The organism is Streptomyces sp. NPDC090088, assembly GCF_044747345.1.
Lineage (GTDB): Bacteria > Actinomycetota > Actinomycetes > Streptomycetales > Streptomycetaceae > Streptomyces.
Genome location: NZ_JBIVDZ010000001.1, coordinates 686,567 through 704,629, shown reverse-complemented (window position 1 = coordinate 704,629; position 18,063 = coordinate 686,567). Strand labels below are relative to the sequence as shown.

Annotated in this window: 10 protein-coding genes and 1 pseudogene; 2 read left to right on the top strand and 9 right to left on the bottom strand. The window is 69.9% G+C overall.

Going from position 1 to position 18,063, the window contains the following annotated elements:
* The 9 genes and pseudogenes from ACIPSJ_RS03230 to leuS form a co-directional block, all read right to left on the bottom strand.
* Positions 1-1,260: an ATP-binding protein gene (locus ACIPSJ_RS03230; protein ID WP_401343022.1), complete on the bottom strand. Its 1,260-nt coding sequence runs from the start codon at positions 1,258-1,260 to the stop codon at positions 1-3.
* Complete coding sequence (locus tag ACIPSJ_RS03225; RefSeq protein ID WP_401343020.1) at positions 1,257-3,512, bottom strand: transposase; 2,256 nt, start codon at positions 3,510-3,512, stop codon at positions 1,257-1,259. The genes ACIPSJ_RS03230 and ACIPSJ_RS03225 overlap by 4 nt, the downstream gene beginning before the upstream one ends.
* Positions 3,509-4,402, bottom strand: coding sequence for a TnsA-like heteromeric transposase endonuclease subunit (locus ACIPSJ_RS03220; protein WP_401343018.1), 894 nt, complete (start codon positions 4,400-4,402; stop codon positions 3,509-3,511). Before ACIPSJ_RS03220 ends, ACIPSJ_RS03225 begins: the two co-directional genes overlap by 4 nt.
* Positions 4,403-4,600: 198 nt before the next feature.
* Positions 4,601-6,163: a serine/threonine-protein kinase gene (locus ACIPSJ_RS03215; RefSeq protein WP_401343016.1), complete on the bottom strand. Its 1,563-nt coding sequence runs from the start codon at positions 6,161-6,163 to the stop codon at positions 4,601-4,603.
* A gap of 233 nt (positions 6,164-6,396) precedes the next feature.
* Positions 6,397-8,790 (bottom strand): annotated as a pseudogene (locus ACIPSJ_RS03210) (ComEC/Rec2 family competence protein); the annotation flags it as partial.
* Positions 8,787-9,878: a helix-hairpin-helix domain-containing protein gene (locus ACIPSJ_RS03205; RefSeq protein ID WP_401343014.1), complete on the bottom strand. Its 1,092-nt coding sequence runs from the start codon at positions 9,876-9,878 to the stop codon at positions 8,787-8,789. The pseudogene ACIPSJ_RS03210 and the gene ACIPSJ_RS03205, both read right to left, overlap by 4 nt.
* 155 nt (positions 9,879-10,033) lie before the next feature.
* Positions 10,034-10,879 (bottom strand): DegV family protein, encoded by an 846-nt coding sequence (locus ACIPSJ_RS03200; RefSeq protein ID WP_359224442.1) that lies wholly within the window; start codon positions 10,877-10,879, stop codon positions 10,034-10,036.
* 72 nt (positions 10,880-10,951) lie between these two features.
* Complete coding sequence (locus ACIPSJ_RS03195; RefSeq protein ID WP_401343012.1) at positions 10,952-11,686, bottom strand: hypothetical protein; 735 nt, start codon at positions 11,684-11,686, stop codon at positions 10,952-10,954.
* Positions 11,687-11,837: 151 nt separating this feature from the next.
* Entirely contained in the window at positions 11,838-14,717 is a 2,880-nt protein-coding gene (gene leuS / locus ACIPSJ_RS03190) for a leucine--tRNA ligase (RefSeq protein ID WP_401343010.1), read from the bottom strand.
* A gap of 427 nt (positions 14,718-15,144) precedes the next feature.
* On the opposite strand from leuS, the gene ACIPSJ_RS03185 reads away from it, so the two are divergent.
* Together ACIPSJ_RS03185 and ACIPSJ_RS03180 are read left to right on the top strand one after the other, a co-directional pair.
* On the top strand, positions 15,145-16,434 hold the full coding sequence (locus ACIPSJ_RS03185) for a cytochrome b/b6 domain-containing protein (RefSeq protein WP_401343008.1): 1,290 nt from the start codon (positions 15,145-15,147) through the stop codon (positions 16,432-16,434).
* Positions 16,431-18,044, top strand: a complete 1,614-nt coding sequence (locus tag ACIPSJ_RS03180; RefSeq protein ID WP_355728677.1) for an NADH-ubiquinone oxidoreductase-F iron-sulfur binding region domain-containing protein — start codon at positions 16,431-16,433, stop codon at positions 18,042-18,044. Before ACIPSJ_RS03185 ends, ACIPSJ_RS03180 begins: the two co-directional genes overlap by 4 nt.
* The last annotated feature ends 19 nt before the right edge of the window (positions 18,045-18,063 follow it).

Genomic DNA, 18,063 nt, shown 5'->3' with positions numbered 1-18,063 from the left:
TCACTTCCGGACTGCGGTCATCTGGGGGACGCCCTTGTCGTCGAAGACGGTGTTGCGCGGTCTGCGGCCCTGGACCGCTTTCTTCGTCGGAAGGGCCGGCGGGACGTCCCCTTCTTCTCCCGCCGCCCGGTCGCGCTTGGGGTGCTGGGTGCGGATGACCACTCTGTCCAGCAGTTCCTCGGTGATCTCTTCGAGGCCGGTGTCCATGGCCAGCGATGCGCCGTCCTCGATCAGCCGCTCGATCAGCCCGACGACGCCGCCGGTGCGGCGGTAGATGTACTCGGGCATGCCGCCGCCTGTCAGCATGCCCTCACGGGCGTTGAACAGCCTGAGCTCGTCCTCCAGTCCGGTGAGGTGGTCGACGAAGTCGGCGATGTCGTCGTCTGTGCCGTAGTTGAACGGCCGCAGGTCGACGAGGTCGAACCGCCTGGCGGTCTGGGTGGATGCCTCGTCTGTCCAGTCCTTGTGGCCGGGTTCGGGGAACTCCCACTGGCCGGTCTCGGGGTTCTGCCAGCCTCCCGTGAGCAGGCCGGAGTCGGGGATGCCGACACCGATCAGGACCAGGGTGACGCGCATGCTCATCAGGGCCCGGATCAGGTCGAGGGTGTCCTGGTCGTCCTTGCGGTGCATGCGGAGCCGGGTGATGTCGTCGAGGATCAGCACGCGGGTGCGGTGATCACGCAGGGAAGCACGGACCTGCTGGACGAGCTGGGTCAGGGTCATGTTGCGACCGCTGGTGCCGAAGAAGTCGAGGATGGCCTGGCAGGTCGATTTCGGTGTCGCGGTGACCGGCGTCTGAACGTAGGCGACGGTGGCCCGAAGATCGCGGGCGCCGGGCAGTTCGGGGACGTCCACGAATTCCTCGAGTCCCAGCCACAGGTCCTCGAACGCGGCTGCCGCTTCGGCAGCGGTTTCCGTCTTGCCCTGGTTCCCGCCTCCGTTGATCATGAGTCCGGGCCGTGTGGTCGGCTTCTGCTTCATCGCGTTGTTCAGCAGCCGGGTCTCCATCAGTTCGGAGACGAGCAGGCTCATCGGGGTGTCCAGCAGCGGCAGGTTGGCATGCGTGGCCCGGCGGTGGAGATCATGGATCGCCTTGTCGCGTGGGCTCTTGTTGTCATAGACAGCGCGGGAGATGCGGGGTGCGGGGACGAACGAGTGCCGTGTCTTCCTCCACCTCGTCCAGCCCTCGGCGGTCTCCCGGTCCGGGACCTCGCCCGGCAGGATGAACCCCTGGGCGGCAAGCCTGGCCTCGACACTCACCGTGCTTCCCCTCGTTCTGTCTCGTCGTCGCGTACCGAATCCGCATCCGCCTCGGCCGGTTCGTCCGCGGCCATCAGAGCGTGGGCCCTGCGGCGGGATCCGTCTCCCAGCCGGCGCGGTGCGCGGGGCTGCAGGACGGCGGCCTCGCGTCGGCTGCGGCGTTCGGCGTCCACCGCCTCGTCCACGGGGACCGGACGGCTGGGCCTGCTTCCGATGGCGGCGCCGGCCGTGCCAGCTGCAGGCCGGTCGGCCGCTGCCGCCTTCACCTGGGCAGCCTCACGGGCCCGTTCCCTGCGTTGAGCCTTGGTCAGCTGTCCCGGCCACTGCTCGGCCTTGACATGGGCGGCGAGCAACTCCAGCAGCAGGGGCAGCAGTTCGCTGTCCGTGCGGGGCTTGAGACCGGCCTGTTTCGCCGCGGTCAGCAGTTCGCGTACCCGTGCGTCGGTGAACGCGGGGACCTCGCCCGCCGGCGGCATGCCCGTCCACCGCAGTTCGTGCCAGTCGTGGGTGCGCGGGTCCTGGAAGAACGCGAACCGTGCGTCGCGCGGGTCGCGGTGAACGGTCCAGCGGTCCTTGTGTCGCCCGCCGCGACCGGATCCCTCCTCGTCGCGGTAGGGATCCAGGGCCCTGCCGTCATACCAAAGTCCGCGGATCTTCACCCCCCTCCTGCCCTGGATGATGACCTGGTGCCGGGGCAGCAGCTGGTAGTAGAGGCTTGGCGAGGGAATCTCCAGAGCCCATCCGCCCTGGGCCATCGAGGCGGCGAACAGCGTGTTCGGGCTGTGATCGCCGACCGGGTCCCAGCAGGGGGCATATTCGCCCATTCGCCGGTTCTGCCAGATGCGGACGATCCAGGTCGCCAGCAGATGCTCCATCTCTGCGATGGTGAGGACCGCGTCGCCCTCGACATCGGCGCCGCGGTCCGACGCGTCGACGCCGGTGTAGCCGGGAAGGTACTCGAACAGCATCGAACGGGCAGATCCGAATGCCCGCTCGACCGCCTGCTTGTCGGTCGGCCGCAGCACCCGCGCCGGCAGCACCTTCACGCCCAGAACATGCTGAGCCTGAACGAGGTGATGGTTGCGGTAGACGCTCCCGTGATCAGTGGTGACCGTCTCCGGAGCGAAGAACGGCAGCGCGGCCACCTCGTGCCCGGCGAACTCCGCGACCAGGGCCGACGGGACGCCGGGATAGGGCCATTCCATGTCCTCGCCCCAGTCGTCCCGCATCGGCAGCGGCATCGTCACATCCCGCAGCAGCATCGCGACGTCAGTCGACGTGTCCGAGACCAACGTCAGGCGGAACCCGACCAGCGAGTGCGTGTAGACACACATCGCCAGCGTCAGATAGACGGTGACCGGGTCGTCGAAGACCGTCTCCCGCAGCATCACCGGCAACACCGTGGTGTCCAGGGCGACGACCTGCCCCGGACGCTCGATGATCACGTGTTCGCCCGTGGTCTCCAGTAGTGCGGAGCGGGCATAGCGCTGACGTGCGCGACCTGTGCCGAACCACTCCTGCCAGACCACCCGCAGCGTGCCGTAGCTCGGGATCTTCTCGGCGGCCTCCTCGCCGTAGGTCTCCAGCACGTACTGGTGGATGAGGCCGACCCGGGCCCGCATGTTGATCTTCGACCGGTGCAGGGTCTCCTGCCGGACGGCGAGAATCGCCTTGCGGACCTCTTCCGTGATGCTCGGATGCCCGCGCGAAGCGGGGGTCCAACGGTCGTCGGCGCATCCCATCGTCACGTCGGCCCGCCGTTTGGACTCCCAGCGAGTCAGCGTCCGGTAGCTCACCCGGGACAGGCCCAGCACCTTCGCGTGTTCCGGATCAAGAGCCTTCAGCTCGGCGACCTTGGCCCAGCGACGCTGGGTCACGGTGGTGCAGTCCGGATCGTACTCAGGCCGCGGCTCACCCGGCCCTGGGTGCAGCGGATCGCCGCCGCGGTATCCCTTCTCGACTTCCAGCAGATGGCCCCGCCTGATCTGCAGCAACGTCCGCTGATGATCGGTGAGATCGCCCTCGGTCCTCGGCTGCAGATGCCGTCCCGACCCGGCCGCCACCGTCGAGCGCCGGCAGCGAGGATGGTGGGCGAGCATGCGGAACGACACCGTCTGCCGCGTCCCCGTGCCGGACGTCAACAGCACCCGGCCGTACTGCGGTTCGACGAGATCCACCCGCCATTCCTCGTCGTCCAGGATCAGGCTCTCGCCGACGGCCAGTTCCAGCAGCCCTGCCGCCTGCCCGCTCATCGAACGGCCTCCCTCGCGACGCGGAGGACGCTGCTGTCGCGGAACGGAGCCGCCAGGTCGACGCCCAACTGCCGGTGCCAGAGCAGGTGCAAGATCACCGGCCGGGCCAGGGACGGGAACTCGTAGCTGTCCGCCAGACTGCGGAAGGTGAGCGGCTCCGACAGGGCCTGGGCGGCCCGGGCTGTCTGCAGCAGCATCGGCTTCAGGCCCAGCCGGTCCTGCATCGGGCGGCGCCGGGAGTAGAACAGGTCGACGTTTCTCCAGGTCAGCGGCTTCCAGCCTGTGACCACGGCGTAGCCCCACCCCAACGCGAGCGCGACCTCGGACGTGGCCGCGAACTTCATCAGGTCATCGTCATCCATCCGGCCTGCCGGCCGGACATCCACAAGCCACCGGCCTCGCCTGGAAACCAGCAGGAAATCGGGAATGTGCTCACGCCAGCCACCGTCTCCCTGGAATTCCAGCAGGAAAGGCTGCGACAGCATTTCCTCCGCCTCACCCGTGAAATCCGCCATCACAACGAACTGATCTTCACGGTGCGACTCGAACGCATGCTGGCGCCCGGTCAACAGCATCGACTCCAGTCCCGGGCGATGGAACTGCCTTTGGTGCCAGGCGAAACCCCGCCAGGGAACGCAGCCGGTCAACGGCACCGCTTTCAAACCCTCGACCGGGCCGGCCCGCTTCACCTTGCCGACCTTCCACGTCGCACTCCATCTGGCTGACCAGCCACGATCGAGGTTCAGCATCGCCCGGCCGGTTGAGAGTTCCTCCCCGCTGCAGAGGAGGGCCAGGTCCTCCCAACCGCACGCATCCGACCAGAGCGGGCCGGCCACCCTCCCCTCAAGGACACGCGAGACGACAGGTCCGTCCACACTGGTCTGCTTCATAGGAGCAGCAGACAGGGACACGCAGAAGGTACGGAGAGATTTGATCAAAGAGGTGCCAACAGGCGTGAAACCTGCGTAAGGTGCCATCCCTCACTGACAAGTAGTTCCAACCATCGCCAAAAGAACTCATCAGCAACGCAGGTTTAGCACGCTCATTCGAAATGAGTACTCCCGCCCGACCGACGGCTAGTTCGGCCGTCAGCTGTCGTCGGACTCGATGAAGGCGGCAAGGCCGCCTCGCAGGACGGGATGCAGGGTTCGAATTACCGTACTGCCCACATTCCATTCCGCAGTCGACTTCCCTGCCATACGAAGTCCTTCGAGAGCGGCGACCGCATCCTCAGGCGTTCGGATATTCTGCAGAATAGCGACAACGACATCACGAACATGCCAGCGATTATGGTTCTCGCCGAGATGGGCAAGTCCTCGGACAGCCTCACGCAGAATAATGGGATCTCCCGTGGCGCTGACGGCACGGCGAGCAAAATCCGCAAGGAGGTCACACAACTCGAAGCCGAAAGATCCCTCCAAGCGATTTGTGAACGCCTGGAAGACACCGAGGAAGCCGTCGGGGTTCTGTTTCCACCACCACTTCACGGAATCCGACGGCAGGACACAAAGAGCCCAGGAAAACTCCCCCATGTCTGTGTAATTGGTGAAATCCAGTTCGTCCGCCCAGCGGACGAGTTCATCGAGGGCGGCTTCATCCACGATGCGGCCGACCTTGAGGCGGGGGCGCAGGCGCCCAGCCTTCTCATCGGCGGTTTCCCAGCGCCCGGTCGGGGCCGGGGCGACCGCAGCCTCGATAGCCGCCAGCAACTCGGTCGCACTACCATGGCGCCGAGTGCGGTCCTGAGAGATCGCACGCTGGACCACTGCCCTCAGAGGCCCGGCCGGCACGTCATCGTCCACCGGAGTGCTTCCCGTCAGGAGCGCCTGCATGATCTTGCCTGCGGAGTAGATGTCCGCACGCTCATCAACATGCTTGGCGTCCCTCCACTGCTCGGGAGCGACATAAAATCGGGTGCCCATACCATCGAAGGTGGAAGTCAGGAGGCCACTCTCCTCCACCACTCGGGCGAGCCCGAAATCAGCAATGGCCCAGGCGCCCTCTGGAGTCCGCAGCACATTCGCTGGCTTGAGATCGCGGTGGAGCACTCCCTGGCTGTGAATATATGCGAGGCCAGCGCAGATCTCGCGCATTACGACGGCCACATCCTCGGCCTTCATGACGTCGCCGACCTCATCGGAAAGAACACCTCGGGCGAGCGGCATTGCATACCACAGGCCCAGTTCTTCGTCTCTCCCACTCGCCAGCAGCGTCATGACGTTCGCATGGCCGAGCGTAGACATCAGGCGGAGTTCCCGCTCGAACCGGGCGACGGTATCCGTGTCGAGTGCGTGCGTCTGCTGCAGGACCTTAACCGCCACCCGATCATCCTCGGCCGCCTTCAGGTCCCGCGCGCCGAACACGACCGCGAACCCGCCGCCTCCGATCTCCGCCCCGATTTCGAACCGGCGCCCGACAGAACGCGGCTGTCCAGCAGGGGTGGGTCGGCCCGCTCCCCGCCTTAGACCACTGCTTCCCCACCGCCGGATGGTGTCCAGATCCCAGATATCGCCAGCGCTGAGGGCCGCCACCGGGGCCGGGAAATCGTCGTTCTGACGGAGCTTGGCGACCTGCTGTCGGCTGACTCCGAGTTCTGCCGCAACTTCCGAGACTCCGCCGATACGACGGAACGGCCTGGCATTAGTTGTCATGAGGTCAACCATACACGAATGGTTGACCTTGCGACGCCAATTATCTTGGCGCCCTACGGCAGCCCCTCCGCGACAGGGATCACACAGGGGCCGAACGCGGATGTGCCAGCAAGCCCGAAACTCGCACAAAGTGCCATCTGTCAGCGATATTCAGTGCCAACTACCCCTGACAGGCCATGTCGCCGCTGCAGGTCAGCCTCCACGGGCAGTGCCATCCGTGACTGAAATTCTCATGATCTCAGCAGTTCCTCCTGGGCCGGGGGTTCGAGGTCGCCGAGGAGCAGCATCCGCAGTCCGGCCGACCGCACCAGCAGAGCGACGCTGGCGTCGTTCGGACCGTCCGGTTCGAGTGCCGGGGCCGGAGGCGGCCACAGCACCTGCCAGTCCAGCGGTCCCGTCCTGCGCCGCTCCCCGGCGACCGCGCGCGTGACCGGGATCCCGTGCTCGGCCGCCTCCCTTCTCACGAACCCGGCCTGGTCGGCGGGTTCCTCGAACCCGGTCGTCTCGATCTGCGCCACCTCACGGCCACGCAGCACCCCGGGCAGGCCGGCCACATGGTCGGCGTGGAAGTGGGTCAGGACGACCAGCGGAACGCGGGTGATGCCGAGTTCTCGCAGACAGTGGTCGACCAGCGCCGGATCGGGCCCGGCGTCCACCACCACGCCGGCGCCCGCACCCGCCGCGAGCACGGTCGCGTCGCCCTGCCCGACGTCGCACATCGCCAGCCGCCAGCCGGGCGGCGGCCAGCCCGTGATCACCCGGGTCAGCGGCACGGGCCGTACCACCAGCAGCAGGAGCAGCACCCCCAGCGCCCCGCACCACCACGGATGCCGCAGCAACCGCCGCCCCAGCGCTACGACGGCCACGGTGACCACCGCCAGCAGCAGAGCCCCCGTCCAGCTCCCGGGCCAGTCCACGCCCGCACCCGGCAGCTCGGCCCCGGTCCGGGCGATCCCCGCGATCCATCCGGCGGGCCAACCCGCGCACCAGGCCAGTGCCTTGGCCGCCGGCATCGCCACCGGGGCCGCCGCGAGCGACGCGAACCCCAGCACGGTGGCCGGCGCGACCGCGATCTCGGCCAGCAGATTGCAGGGCACCGCCACCAGGCTCACCCGCGCCGACAGCACCGCCACCACCGGCGCGCACACCGCCTGCGCCGCCGCGGCGGCGCCCAGGCCCTCGGCCAGCCGCTGCGGCACCCCGCGCCGCCGCAGCGCCTCGCTCCAGCCGGGCGCCAGGACCAGCAGCGCCCCGGTGGCCAGCACGGACAGCAGGAAGCCGTAACTGCGGGCCAGCCACGGGTCGTACAGCACCAGCAGCAGAACCGTCGTCGCGAGCGCCGGGATCAGGGATCTGCGGCGGCCGGTGGCGAGGGCCAGCAGGGCGACGGCTCCGCAGGCCGCGGCCCGCAGCACGCTGGGGTCCGGCCGGCACACGACGACGAAGCCGAGCGTGAGCGCCGACGCGAGCAGCGCGGTCCCCCGCAGCGACAGCCCGAGGCGTGGGGCGAGGCCGCGCCGCTCGACCTGCTGAGCCAGTCCCGGCGGCCCGATGAGCAGGGCGAGCAGGATGGTGAGGTTGCTGCCCGACACCGCGAGGGTGTGCGCGAGATCGGTCTCTTTGAAGGCCTCGTCCAGTTCGGGGGTGATCCGTGAGGTGTCCCCGACGACCAGCCCGGGCAGCAGGGCCCGCGCATCCCCGGGCAGCCCGTCGGTCGCTTCCCGCAGCCCGGCCCGCAGACGTCCGGCGAGCCGCTGCGGGCCGTTCGGCTCGCCCACCACCACCGGCGCGGGCGACTCCCGCACCCGCAGCATCGCCGCGACCCGGTCCCCGCCGGCCGTCGCGGGCGCCAGCCGCCCGCTCACCCGCAGCCGCGTGGAGGGCAGCAGCCCGAGCCACCGCGCCCGCCCGCCGCCACCGGGCGCCCGCACCTGCGGGTCGACGGCCACCAGCACCGGCGAACGCGTCGTCAGCGCCGTCCCGTCACCGTTCTCCACCCGGCGCACCTCCGCGCGTACCAGCACGGCGGCCGTCGTGGCGTGGTCCCCTCGCACGCGCGGCCTGCTGACCCAGGGGTCGCCGGTGAGTTCCACCTCAGCGGTCACGGTCGTGTACCCGCGGGCCAGCTCCGGCACCGGCCCCCGTCGCACATCCGCCCCGTGCAGCCCGGCCGACGCGGCGGCCCCGGCGACGCACAGGAGCAGGGCGCCGACGGAGGCGTTCCGCCAAGTCCCCCGGGAGGACAGGATGTCGGCGGCCGACGTCCCCGGCCGGGCGCCGGTCCGGCTCCGCCACAGCAGGAGCATCCCGGCGACCAGGCAGGCGACGGCGAGCCCCGCCGTCCACCGCGGCGGTGTGTCCAGCGTCAGCGCCGCCGTCGCCCAGGCGGCCAGCGCGGGCGGCACCAGCCGCAGGTCGGCCGTCGTGTCCCGCCGGCGGTGGGCAGTTCCGGGCCGACGGGGGTGGGCAGTCCCGTCACGGCGGGGGTGAGCAGTCCCGTCGCGGCGGGGGTGGGCAGTCCCGTCACGGCGGGGGTGAGCAGTCCCGTCCCGGCGGCCCGAGCCGGTGTGCCCGGGAGGGCGCCCGGTCGCGGATCCCGGCGGGGTACCGCCGGTCGCACGGCTCATGGCCGTACCAGATCCCGCAGGTCGGAGAAGCGGCGGTCGCCGATGCCCTTGACCTGGCGGAGTTCGCCGACGGAGCGGAAACCGCCGTGTTCGGTGCGGTAGTCGACGATGTGCTGGGCCAGCACGGGGCCGACTCCGGGCAGGGCGTCGAGCTGCTCCACGGTCGCCGAGTTCAGCAGGATCGGGGCGGCCGGGCCCGTTCCCGTCGTAGCCCCCGTGGCCTGGCCCGGTGCGGCCGGCGGGGCGGGTCCCCCGACGACGACCTGTTCGCCGTCCACCAGGAAGCGGGCCCGGTTGAGTCCGTCGGTGTCCGTACCGGGCCGTACTCCGCCCGCCGCCCGCAGCGCGTCGGTCACCCGGGACCCGGCCGGCAGGGTGTGGACGCCCGGCTCACGGACCTTCCCGGTGACGTCCACGACGATCTCGCCGCCCGGCCCGCCGGACGCGGCGACGGTACCGGTGCCCGTGGCCTGGACCTGCTCCTCGTTCTTCTCGTACGGCGCCTCGGCGCGTACCACCTCGGGCGCGGTCACGGACTCGGTGCGGCCCGTCCAGAAGTGCTGCGCGGCCAGGGCCGCCGCCGCGACGAGGACCACCCCGAGGGCGACCGCGCCCCGGCGTTCCAGACCGCAGCGGGTCTGCAGCCACACCGGCATCCGCTCCCGCACGGCGGACCCGAAGCGGGCCCGCAGCCTGGGCAGCGCCGGCTCGCCGTGGGCCGTCGCCGCGCCGGCCAGCGCACGGGCGGAGGACATCACGGCCGCCGCCGTGGTCAGTGCGGCAGCGGCGGTGCGTACCCCGGTCGTGGCGGCACGCACCCCGGCGGTGGCCGCGGTCAGTCCGGTCGCGGGCCCTGAGCCGGTCACCGTGGCCGCGCTCGGCGGGCCCTGGCCCGGATGCGGGCGGGTGATTCCGCGTTCCCCGAAGAGGAGTTCGGCCCGGCGGCGCAGTTTGTCCGCCGGGGCCGGGCGGTGCCGGGTGCGGACCCGGACGGAGGGCCGGCGGTGCCGGGTGCGGCCGTCGGAGGCGGGGCCCCGGCCCGGGCCGCTGGTCGCGTGTGTCTCGTGTGAGCGTGATCGAAGTGCCATGCGACGAGGATCGGGCTTCCCGCCGATTCGCGATGATCTTGCTCAATTTCCGTGGATCACGGCGGAGTTATGGATAACTTCACCACTCGCACGAGTGAAGAAGGGGAGAGCGCCGCTTCCTGGTCCACAGGTCACCGCGTCACCGCGTCACCGCGTCACCGTGGGGAGACGACGGCCCCGAGCAGTCCGGGGCCGGTGTGTGCCCCGATGACCGCGCCGACCTCGCTCACATGCAGGTCGGCCAGGCCGGGCACTCGGGCCCGCAGCCGGTCGGCGAGAGCCGAGGCACGGTCGGGGGCGGCGAGGTGGTGGACGGCGATGTCCACCTCGGCGCCGCCCGCACGCTCGGCGGCGAGCTCCTCGAGGCGGGCGATGGCCCGGGACGCCGTCCGGACCTTCTCGAGGAGTTCGATCCGGCCGCCGTCCAGCTGGAGCAGGGGTTTCACGGCGAGCGCGGAGCCGAGCAGGGCCTGGGCGGCGCCGATGCGGCCGCCACGGCGCAGATAGTCGAGGGTGTCCACATAGAAGTACGCGGAGGTGCCGGCGGCCCGTTTCTCCGCCGCCGTGACGGCCTCGTCGACGGTGCCGCCCGCCTCGGCGGCCTCGGCCGCCGCGAGCGCGCAGAAACCGAGGGCCATCGCGACCATCCCGGTGTCCACCACCCGCACCGGGACGGGTGCTTCGCGGGCCGCGACGACCGCCGCGTCGTAGGTGCCGGACAGTTCGGCGGACAGGTGCAGCGAGACGATGCCGGTGGCCCCGGACTCGGCGACCCTGCGATAGGTTGCCGCGAACACCTCGGGGCTGGGCCGGGACGTGGTGACAGGGCGGCGCTTCTGCAAAGCCTGCGCAAGGGAACGGGTGGAGATCTCGGTGCCCTCTTCGAGGGCCCGGTCGCCGAGGACTACGGTCAGGGGTACCGCGGTGATGCCGTGGCGCTCCATCGTCCGCGGCGGCAGGTAGGCCGTTGAATCGGTGACGATCGCGACATGGCGGGACATGAGCTGGAGGTTACCTGGCGTAGCCCAGGGGCGGCAGTCCACCCCCGCTCACCCGGACCGGGACCGGCCGGTTCAAGTGGTGCTCTCCGGCCGGGGCTTCTTCTGCCAGGGGTACGCCTGACGCCGGCCGGGCGGGGTGATCGCGGGCTGTACCGGATCCCCGGCCGCAGCGGCCCCGGGGGCTTCCGGCCAGGTCTGCCGGTCGGCCGGTCCGGCGGCGGCCTCGGGCCACGGCCGGGTTTCCGGCCCGGACGCGGTGCCCGGCCCGGTCCAGTGCCGCAGGGCGTCCGCCTCGACACCGATCTGTGTGCTCAAGGTGTCCAGATCGTCGTCGGCGAACCGGCGGGCCCGGTCCCGGGCCGCCCAGCGCAACGCGTCCGCGGACTCGGTGATGCGCTCGGTGCGCCGACGCAGCTCGGGCAGGCGTGCGGCGAGCGTGGCCCGGTCCGGCTCGGACTCCAGGCGCCGCAGTTCGCCGTCCAGTTCGTGTCCGTGCGCGCTGAGCCGCTGGAAGAGGCCGAGGGACTCCTTCAACGACTCGTCCTCGGCGACACCCGCGTGCAACGCTTCCTGGGTGGCCCGCATCGAGGTGCGCAGAGCGAGCCGCAACTGGGCGATCTCGCCCGCCGGGCCGAGCTGAACCATGGACTTGGCCCGCAGCGTGTGATCCTCGACGGTGCGCCGGGCCTGCGTGATCGTACGGTCCACGCCGCGCTTGGCGGCACCGACCGCCTTGAAGGTGACATACGCCCCGCCGGCGACGAAGAGCAGGAACAGCACGGCGAATACGGCGATCACTGTTTCCACGGTGCTCCTCCTCGCTCCCGGCCGACCCAACCGTCTCTACGACAGCAGGGGTGCGGCCGCGCTCTTCAACGGTAAACGCAAAGGGCAGGTCCGGAGTTCCAAAAAACCCCGAACCTGCCCGTAGGGGACCACCCGGAGACGGCCTACGGCATCACGCCGTGACGATGTTCACCAGCTTCGGCGCACGCACGATCACCTTCCGGATCCCGGCACCACCCAGCGCCTTCACGACCGTCTCGTCGGCCAGAGCCACCTTCTCCAGCTCTTCGTCGGAGATCGCCGGCGGCACCTCCAGACGGGCCTTGACCTTGCCCTTGATCTGCACGACGCAGGTCACGGTCTCGTCGACGACGTAATTCGGGTCGGCGACGGGGAAGTCGCGGTGCACGACCGAGTCGGTGTGGCCCAGCTTGCGCCACAGTTCCTCGGCGATGTGCGGAGCCAGCGGCGCGATCATCAGCACCAGCGGCTCGGCGACCGTACGCGACACGGCGGTACCGGTCTTGGTCAGGTGGTTGTTCAGCTCGGTGACCTTGGCGATGGCGGTGTTGAAGCGCAGGCCCTCCAGGTCCTGGCGGACACCGTCGATCACCTTGTGCAGGACACGCAGCGTCTCCTCGTCGGGTTCGGTGTCGGTGACGGTGATCTCACCGGTCGCCTCGTCGACGATGTTGCGCCACAGCCGCTGCAGCAGCCGGAACTGACCGACCACCGCGCGGGTGTCCCACGGCCGGGAGACGTCCAGCGGCCCCATCGCCATCTCGTACAGGCGCAGCGTGTCGGCGCCGTACTCGGCACAGATCTCGTCCGGAGTCACCGCGTTCTTCAGGGACTTGCCCATCTTGCCCAGCAGACGGGTGACCTTCTCGCCCTCGTAGTAGTACGCGCCGTCCCGCTCCTCGACGTCGGCGGCGGGCACCGGGAATCCGCGGCCGTCGCGGTAGACGTAGGCCTGGATCATGCCCTGGTTGAACAGCTTGTGGAACGGCTCGGCGGACGAGACATGTCCCAGGTCGTACAGGACCTTCGACCAGAAACGGGCGTACAGCAGGTGCAGCACGGCGTGTTCGGCGCCGCCGACGTACAGGTCGACACCGCCGTGCGGCATGCCCTCGCGCGGGCCCATCCAGTACTGCTCGATCTCCGGGTCGACCAGCTGCTCGCTGTTGCGCGGGTCCAGGTAACGCAGCTCGTACCAGCAGGAACCGGCCCAGTTGGGCATGGTGTTGGTCTCGCGGCGGTACTTCTTCGGTCCGTCGCCCAGGTCCAGGGTGACGTCGACCCAGTCCTCGTTGCGCGACAGCGGCGTCTCGGGCCGGGTGTCCGCGTCCTCCGGGTCGAAGGTGCGCGGCGAGTAGTCCTCGACCTCCGGCAGCTCCAGCGGCAGCATCGACTCGGGCAGCGAGTGGGCGACGCCGTCCTCGTCGTAGACGATCGGGAAGGGCTCGCCCCAGTAGCGCTGGCGGCTGAACAGCCAGTCGCGCAGCCGGAAGTTGACGGTGCCCTCGCCGATGCCCTTGCGGGCCAGCCACTCGGTGATCCGGGCCTTGGCCTCGGCGACCGGCAGGCCGTCCAGCTTGATGTCGTCGTTGGAGGAGTTGATGATCTTCGCGTCGTAGGACCCGAAGGCGTCCTCCCACGTCGCGGTGTCCGTACCGCGGCCGTCGGTCGGCTCGACGATGCAGACGATCGGCAGCTCGAAGGCGCGCGCGAACTCGAAGTCGCGCTGGTCTCCGGCCGGTACGGCCATGATCGCGCCGGTGCCGTAGCCCATCAGGACGTAGTCGGCGATGAAGACCGGGATCCGGTCGCCGTTGACCGGGTTGGTCGCGTACGCACCCGTGAACACACCCGTCTTGTCCTTGGCCTCGGCCTGCCGTTCCACGTCGGACTTGGCGCCGGCCTGCGCGCGGTACGCGGCGACGGCCTCGGCCGGGGTGGCGTGCCCGCCGGTCCACACGTCATGGGTGCCCTCGGGCCAGGCGGCCGGGACGAACTTGTCGACCAGCGGGTGCTCGGGGGCCAGCACCATGTAGGTCGCGCCGAACAGGGTGTCCGGGCGCGTGGTGAAGACTGTGATGTTCTCGCCGTCGATCGGGAAGTCGACGCGGGCGCCCTCACTGCGGCCGATCCAGTTGCGCTGCTGCAGCTTGATGGCCTCGGGCCAGTCCAGCTCGTTCAGGTCGTCCAGCAGCCGGTCGGCGTAGGCGGTGATGCGCATGTTCCACTGGCGCAGCTTGGCCTTGAAGACGGGGAAGTTGCCGCGCTCGGAGCGGCCGTCGGCGGTGACCTCCTCGTTGGCCAGCACGGTGCCCAGTCCGGGACACCAGTTGACCGGCGCGTCGGAGGCGTAGGCCAGGCGGAACTCGCCCAGGACGTCACCGCGCTCGACGGCGGTCAGTTCGTTCCACGCGCGCGTGTGGCCCGGTACGACACGCTCGCCGGACTCGAACTGGGCGATCAGCTCGGAGATCGGACGGGCCTTGTCCGCCTCGTCGTCGTACCAGGAATTGAAGATCTGCAGGAAGATCCACTGGGTCCACTTGTAGTAGTCCGGGTCGATCGTGGCGAACGACCGGCGCTTGTCGTGGCCCAGGCCCAGCCGGCGCAGCTGGGACTTCATGTTGTTGATGGCGGCCTCGGTGGTCACCCTGGGGTGCTCGCCGGTCTGCACGGCGTGCTGCTCGGCGGGCAGGCCGAAGGCGTCGAAGCCCAGGGTGTGCAGGACGTTGTGGCCGTTCATCCGCTGGTAGCGGGCGACGACGTCGGTGGCGATGTAGCCCAGGGGGTGGCCGACGTGCAGGCCCGCACCCGACGGGTACGGGAACATGTCCATGATGAACTTCTTGGGCCTCGCGACCAGCTGCGGGTCGCCGGCCAGGTCACCCTTGGGGTTCGGGGCCGCGTAGGTGCCGTCGGCGTCCCAGATGTCCTGCCAGCGTGCCTCGATGTCGGCCGCCAGGGCGGCCGTGTAGCGGTGCGGCGCTGCCTCCGCCGACGTGGCGGCGGCAGCGGGGTTCGTCTCGCTCATGATCCTCAAAGCTCCATCGGTCGTCTCTGCCTGCGGCTGCGAACTTCCTAGAAACGAAAAATCCCCTCGCACAGGAGGGGACGCCGCGCCGATGCCGACCCACCGTTTCGTCCGGCGGTCGGGACTGATCAGCGCGGCCCGCTAAGCAGAAGGCGTACGGCACGCATGGCGTCAGGGTACCGCAGCGCTTGAGTAAGCCGCGACGCGCTTGCGTATCAACGGTTGACACGTGCGTCTGAGGCGACCATCGGGACGAGAGTTGAACCAGGTTCAAGAATTACTTCGCGTAACGTCCGCTAAGGGACACCACAAGGGCCGCACTGCCCTTTGATAACAACGCAATAACTCAAACCTCGTACTGATCGGTATGGCGCCACTTAGGCTGCGGCACCGGGACCGCTTTCCCGAACTGCTCGGAGTTGCCCCCATGAACCCTCGTCGTAGTAACAGCTCGCTTCCCAAGCCAGGCCGTTCGGCCTGGGGGGTGGCGTCCGCTGTCATCCTGTTGCTCATACCCGTGGTTGTGCTGACCGGAGGCAGCCAGTTCCAGTCGTTCCTGAACTTCGGCGCGGGCGTGCTCTCGCTCGTCTCGCTGAGCTGCTCGGTGATCTGGGGCCTGATCGCACAGGACCGCATCTTCCTCAACACCCGTCAGCGGATCGTCGGCCAGGCGGTGCACCGGACGACCGCGGTCGCCTCGATCGCGTTCCTGCTGATCCACATCGTCACGAAGATCGCCCTGGACCACACCGTGGTGATCGCGGCGATCATCCCGTTCTCGCTCGGCGTCACCGGAAGCGCCGGCCTGATCGGACTCGGCTCGCTCGCCGGACTCCTGATGATCTTCGTCGGTGTCACCGGCGCGCTGCGCAGCAACTTCGCCGCCCCGGCCGTGGTTGCGGCCCGCTGGCGGGCCATGCACATGCTGGCCTACCCGGCCTGGTGCGCGGCGCTGATCCACGGCCTGTTCGCGGGCCGCGCGGCGAAGCCGTTCTTCATGATCTCCTACGACCTGTGCCTGGTCGGCGTGATGGCCGCACTGGCGCTGCGCGCCGCCCCGCGCCCGTTCAAGCGCAAGGTCGCCGACAGCCTTGTCTCCATCCTGGGCAGCTCGGAACGCCCGGAACTGGACGATCTGGACGCCAGCCGGGCCCGGATGAGCGAGTCCGGGCTGCCCGGCTACGACAACATGCGCGAGCGTGAGCCGCGGCCGTCCCGGGCCGACACGGCGACCTCGCAGTCCAACCCGCTGTTCCCGACCGCTGCACCCACCTCCGAGCCGGCCTCCGGCTTCGCGGCCGCCTACCGGGCCACGTCCACGCCCGGACAGCCCCAGTCGCCGTTCGCGACCGGGCAGACCGCCCGCATGGAGCGGCTGGACATGCAGGCCACCGAGGCCATGCCGCGCATGGACGGCAACTCCAGCACGGGCAGCTGGCCGGTCCCGACCCCGCCACCGGTCGGCGAGGCTCCCCCGTCGGCGTACGACCCGCTCCAGGACACCGGATACAACATCCCCGCCTATGGCAATCCGGGCACAGGCGGAACGGTCGGACGTGATGTGTACGACACGGGTGAGACGAACGCCCGCTATGGCACGTACAACTCGAATGACACGTACAACAGCGGTCCCGCCAACGAACCAGCGCCCGGCGCGTCCTTCGACGCACCGGGTTCGGGCGAACCTTGGAACACGCCTTCCGGAGGCTATAGGTGAACGAGGCCCTGCCCGACGTCCCAGAAGTCCGCGTGGTCGGCCTTCCGCAGCTCACGTCGGGCTTCGACCTTGTCGAAAGACTCGATCTGCCCATGCACCTCAAGGTGCACGGGCCGCTCGAACCCCTGGGCGGGGAGCAGCTCGCGCAACTCTCCGAACGCATCAACCTGAAGGGCCGCGGCGGTGCGGGCTTCCCCTTCCACAAAAAGCTGCGCTCGGTCGCGGAAGCGGCGATCAAGCGCGGTGTACGGCCGGTCGTCGTCGTCAACGGCAGCGAGGACGAACCGGCCTGCCGCAAGGACACGGTGCTGATCAACCGTGCCCCGCATCTGATCCTGGACGGTGCGCTGCTGTGCGCCGAGGCCCTGGGTGCCCGCACGCTCGTGATCGGGGTCACCCGTGAGTCCACGCAGCGGTCCATGGAGCAGGCGCTCGCGGAACGCGGCCTGAGCACCGGCCGCCGTTCCGCCCTGAAGGCGTTCGTCCAGCGCAACCCGGTCCGCATGGTCACCGGCGCCGCCGCGTCGCTGATCCGCTCGATCGACGGCGGCCCGGCGATCCCGCCCGGCCGCAAGACCAGTGCCTCGCAGAACGGTGTCGGCGGAGCGCCCACGCTGCTGTCGAACGCGGAGACGTTCGCGCAGCTGGCGATCGCCGCCCGTATCGGCCCCGAGCGTTACGGCAACACCGGTCTGTACGACGAGCCGGGCACCGTGATGCTGACGGTTTCCGGCGCGGTCGCCCGTCCCATGGTGATCGAGGTTCCCACGGGTGTGCCGCTGCGCTACGTCCTGCAGCTGGCCGGCGCCCCGCCGGTGCCGCAGGGTGTGCTGACCGGCGGCTATCACGGCAGGTGGATCGACGCGGCCACGGTCAACGAGGCGATCGTCTCCCGCAACTCGCTCGACGCGGTGGGCGGTGCGCTCGGCGCGGGCGCCATCCTGCCGATCACGCAGGAGACCTGCCCGCTGGGCGAGTCGCTGCGGGTCGCTCAGTGGCTGGCAGAGGAGAGCGCGGGACAGTGCGGTCCCTGCTATCTGGGTCTGCCGGCGGCCGCACGCGGCATGGAGGACATCCTCAACGGCGGCGGACCGGCCGCCCTGGAGGCGCTCAAGCAGGTCGCGAAGAACGTGAAGCGGCGCGGCGCCTGCTCGCACCCGGACGGCTCCGCGATGTTCCTGGAGTCGACGATCAAGGCGTTCACCGACGACCTGGCCGCACATGTCCTCGGAAACGGCTGCGGACGGCCCGTCGAGGGCGTTCTGCCGCTCTTCGAGGACGGCAAGCTGCCCAGCGGCATCCCCGGTGGCGGAGAGCCCGAGGACAACGGTGGCGGCAGCCGCCAGAAGATCTACGTCGACTGGACACTGTGCCGGGGTCACGGTCTGTGCGCGGACATCCTCCCGGAGGTCTTCGAACTCGGCGCGGACGGTTTCCCGACGGTGGCGCAGGCGAAGGTGCCGCGCTTCGCGGAGGCCAAGGCGCTGCGCGCGGTGCGCCGCTGCCCGGCGCTCGCCCTGCGTCTTGAGGAGGACACGCGCTCGCAGGCGCCGGCCAAGAACCTGCCGGTTCTCTCCCAGGGCCGCGGCCGCCGGGCACTGGGACGCTGAGCGCACAGCTCGCAGCGCA

Coding starts and splice junctions, on each gene's coding strand:
- ACIPSJ_RS03220 (WP_401343018.1), bottom strand. CDS start 4,402: ATGAAGCAGACCAGTGTGGACGGACCTGTCGTCTCGCGTGTCCTTGAG.
- ACIPSJ_RS03185 (WP_401343008.1), top strand. CDS start 15,145: ATGAACCCTCGTCGTAGTAACAGCTCGCTTCCCAAGCCAGGCCGTTCG.
- ACIPSJ_RS03215 (WP_401343016.1), bottom strand. CDS start 6,163: ATGACAACTAATGCCAGGCCGTTCCGTCGTATCGGCGGAGTCTCGGAA.
- ACIPSJ_RS03200 (WP_359224442.1), bottom strand. CDS start 10,879: ATGTCCCGCCATGTCGCGATCGTCACCGATTCAACGGCCTACCTGCCG.
- ACIPSJ_RS03205 (WP_401343014.1), bottom strand. CDS start 9,878: ATGGCACTTCGATCACGCTCACACGAGACACACGCGACCAGCGGCCCG.
- ACIPSJ_RS03225 (WP_401343020.1), bottom strand. CDS start 3,512: ATGAGCGGGCAGGCGGCAGGGCTGCTGGAACTGGCCGTCGGCGAGAGC.
- leuS (WP_401343010.1), bottom strand. CDS start 14,717: ATGAGCGAGACGAACCCCGCTGCCGCCGCCACGTCGGCGGAGGCAGCG.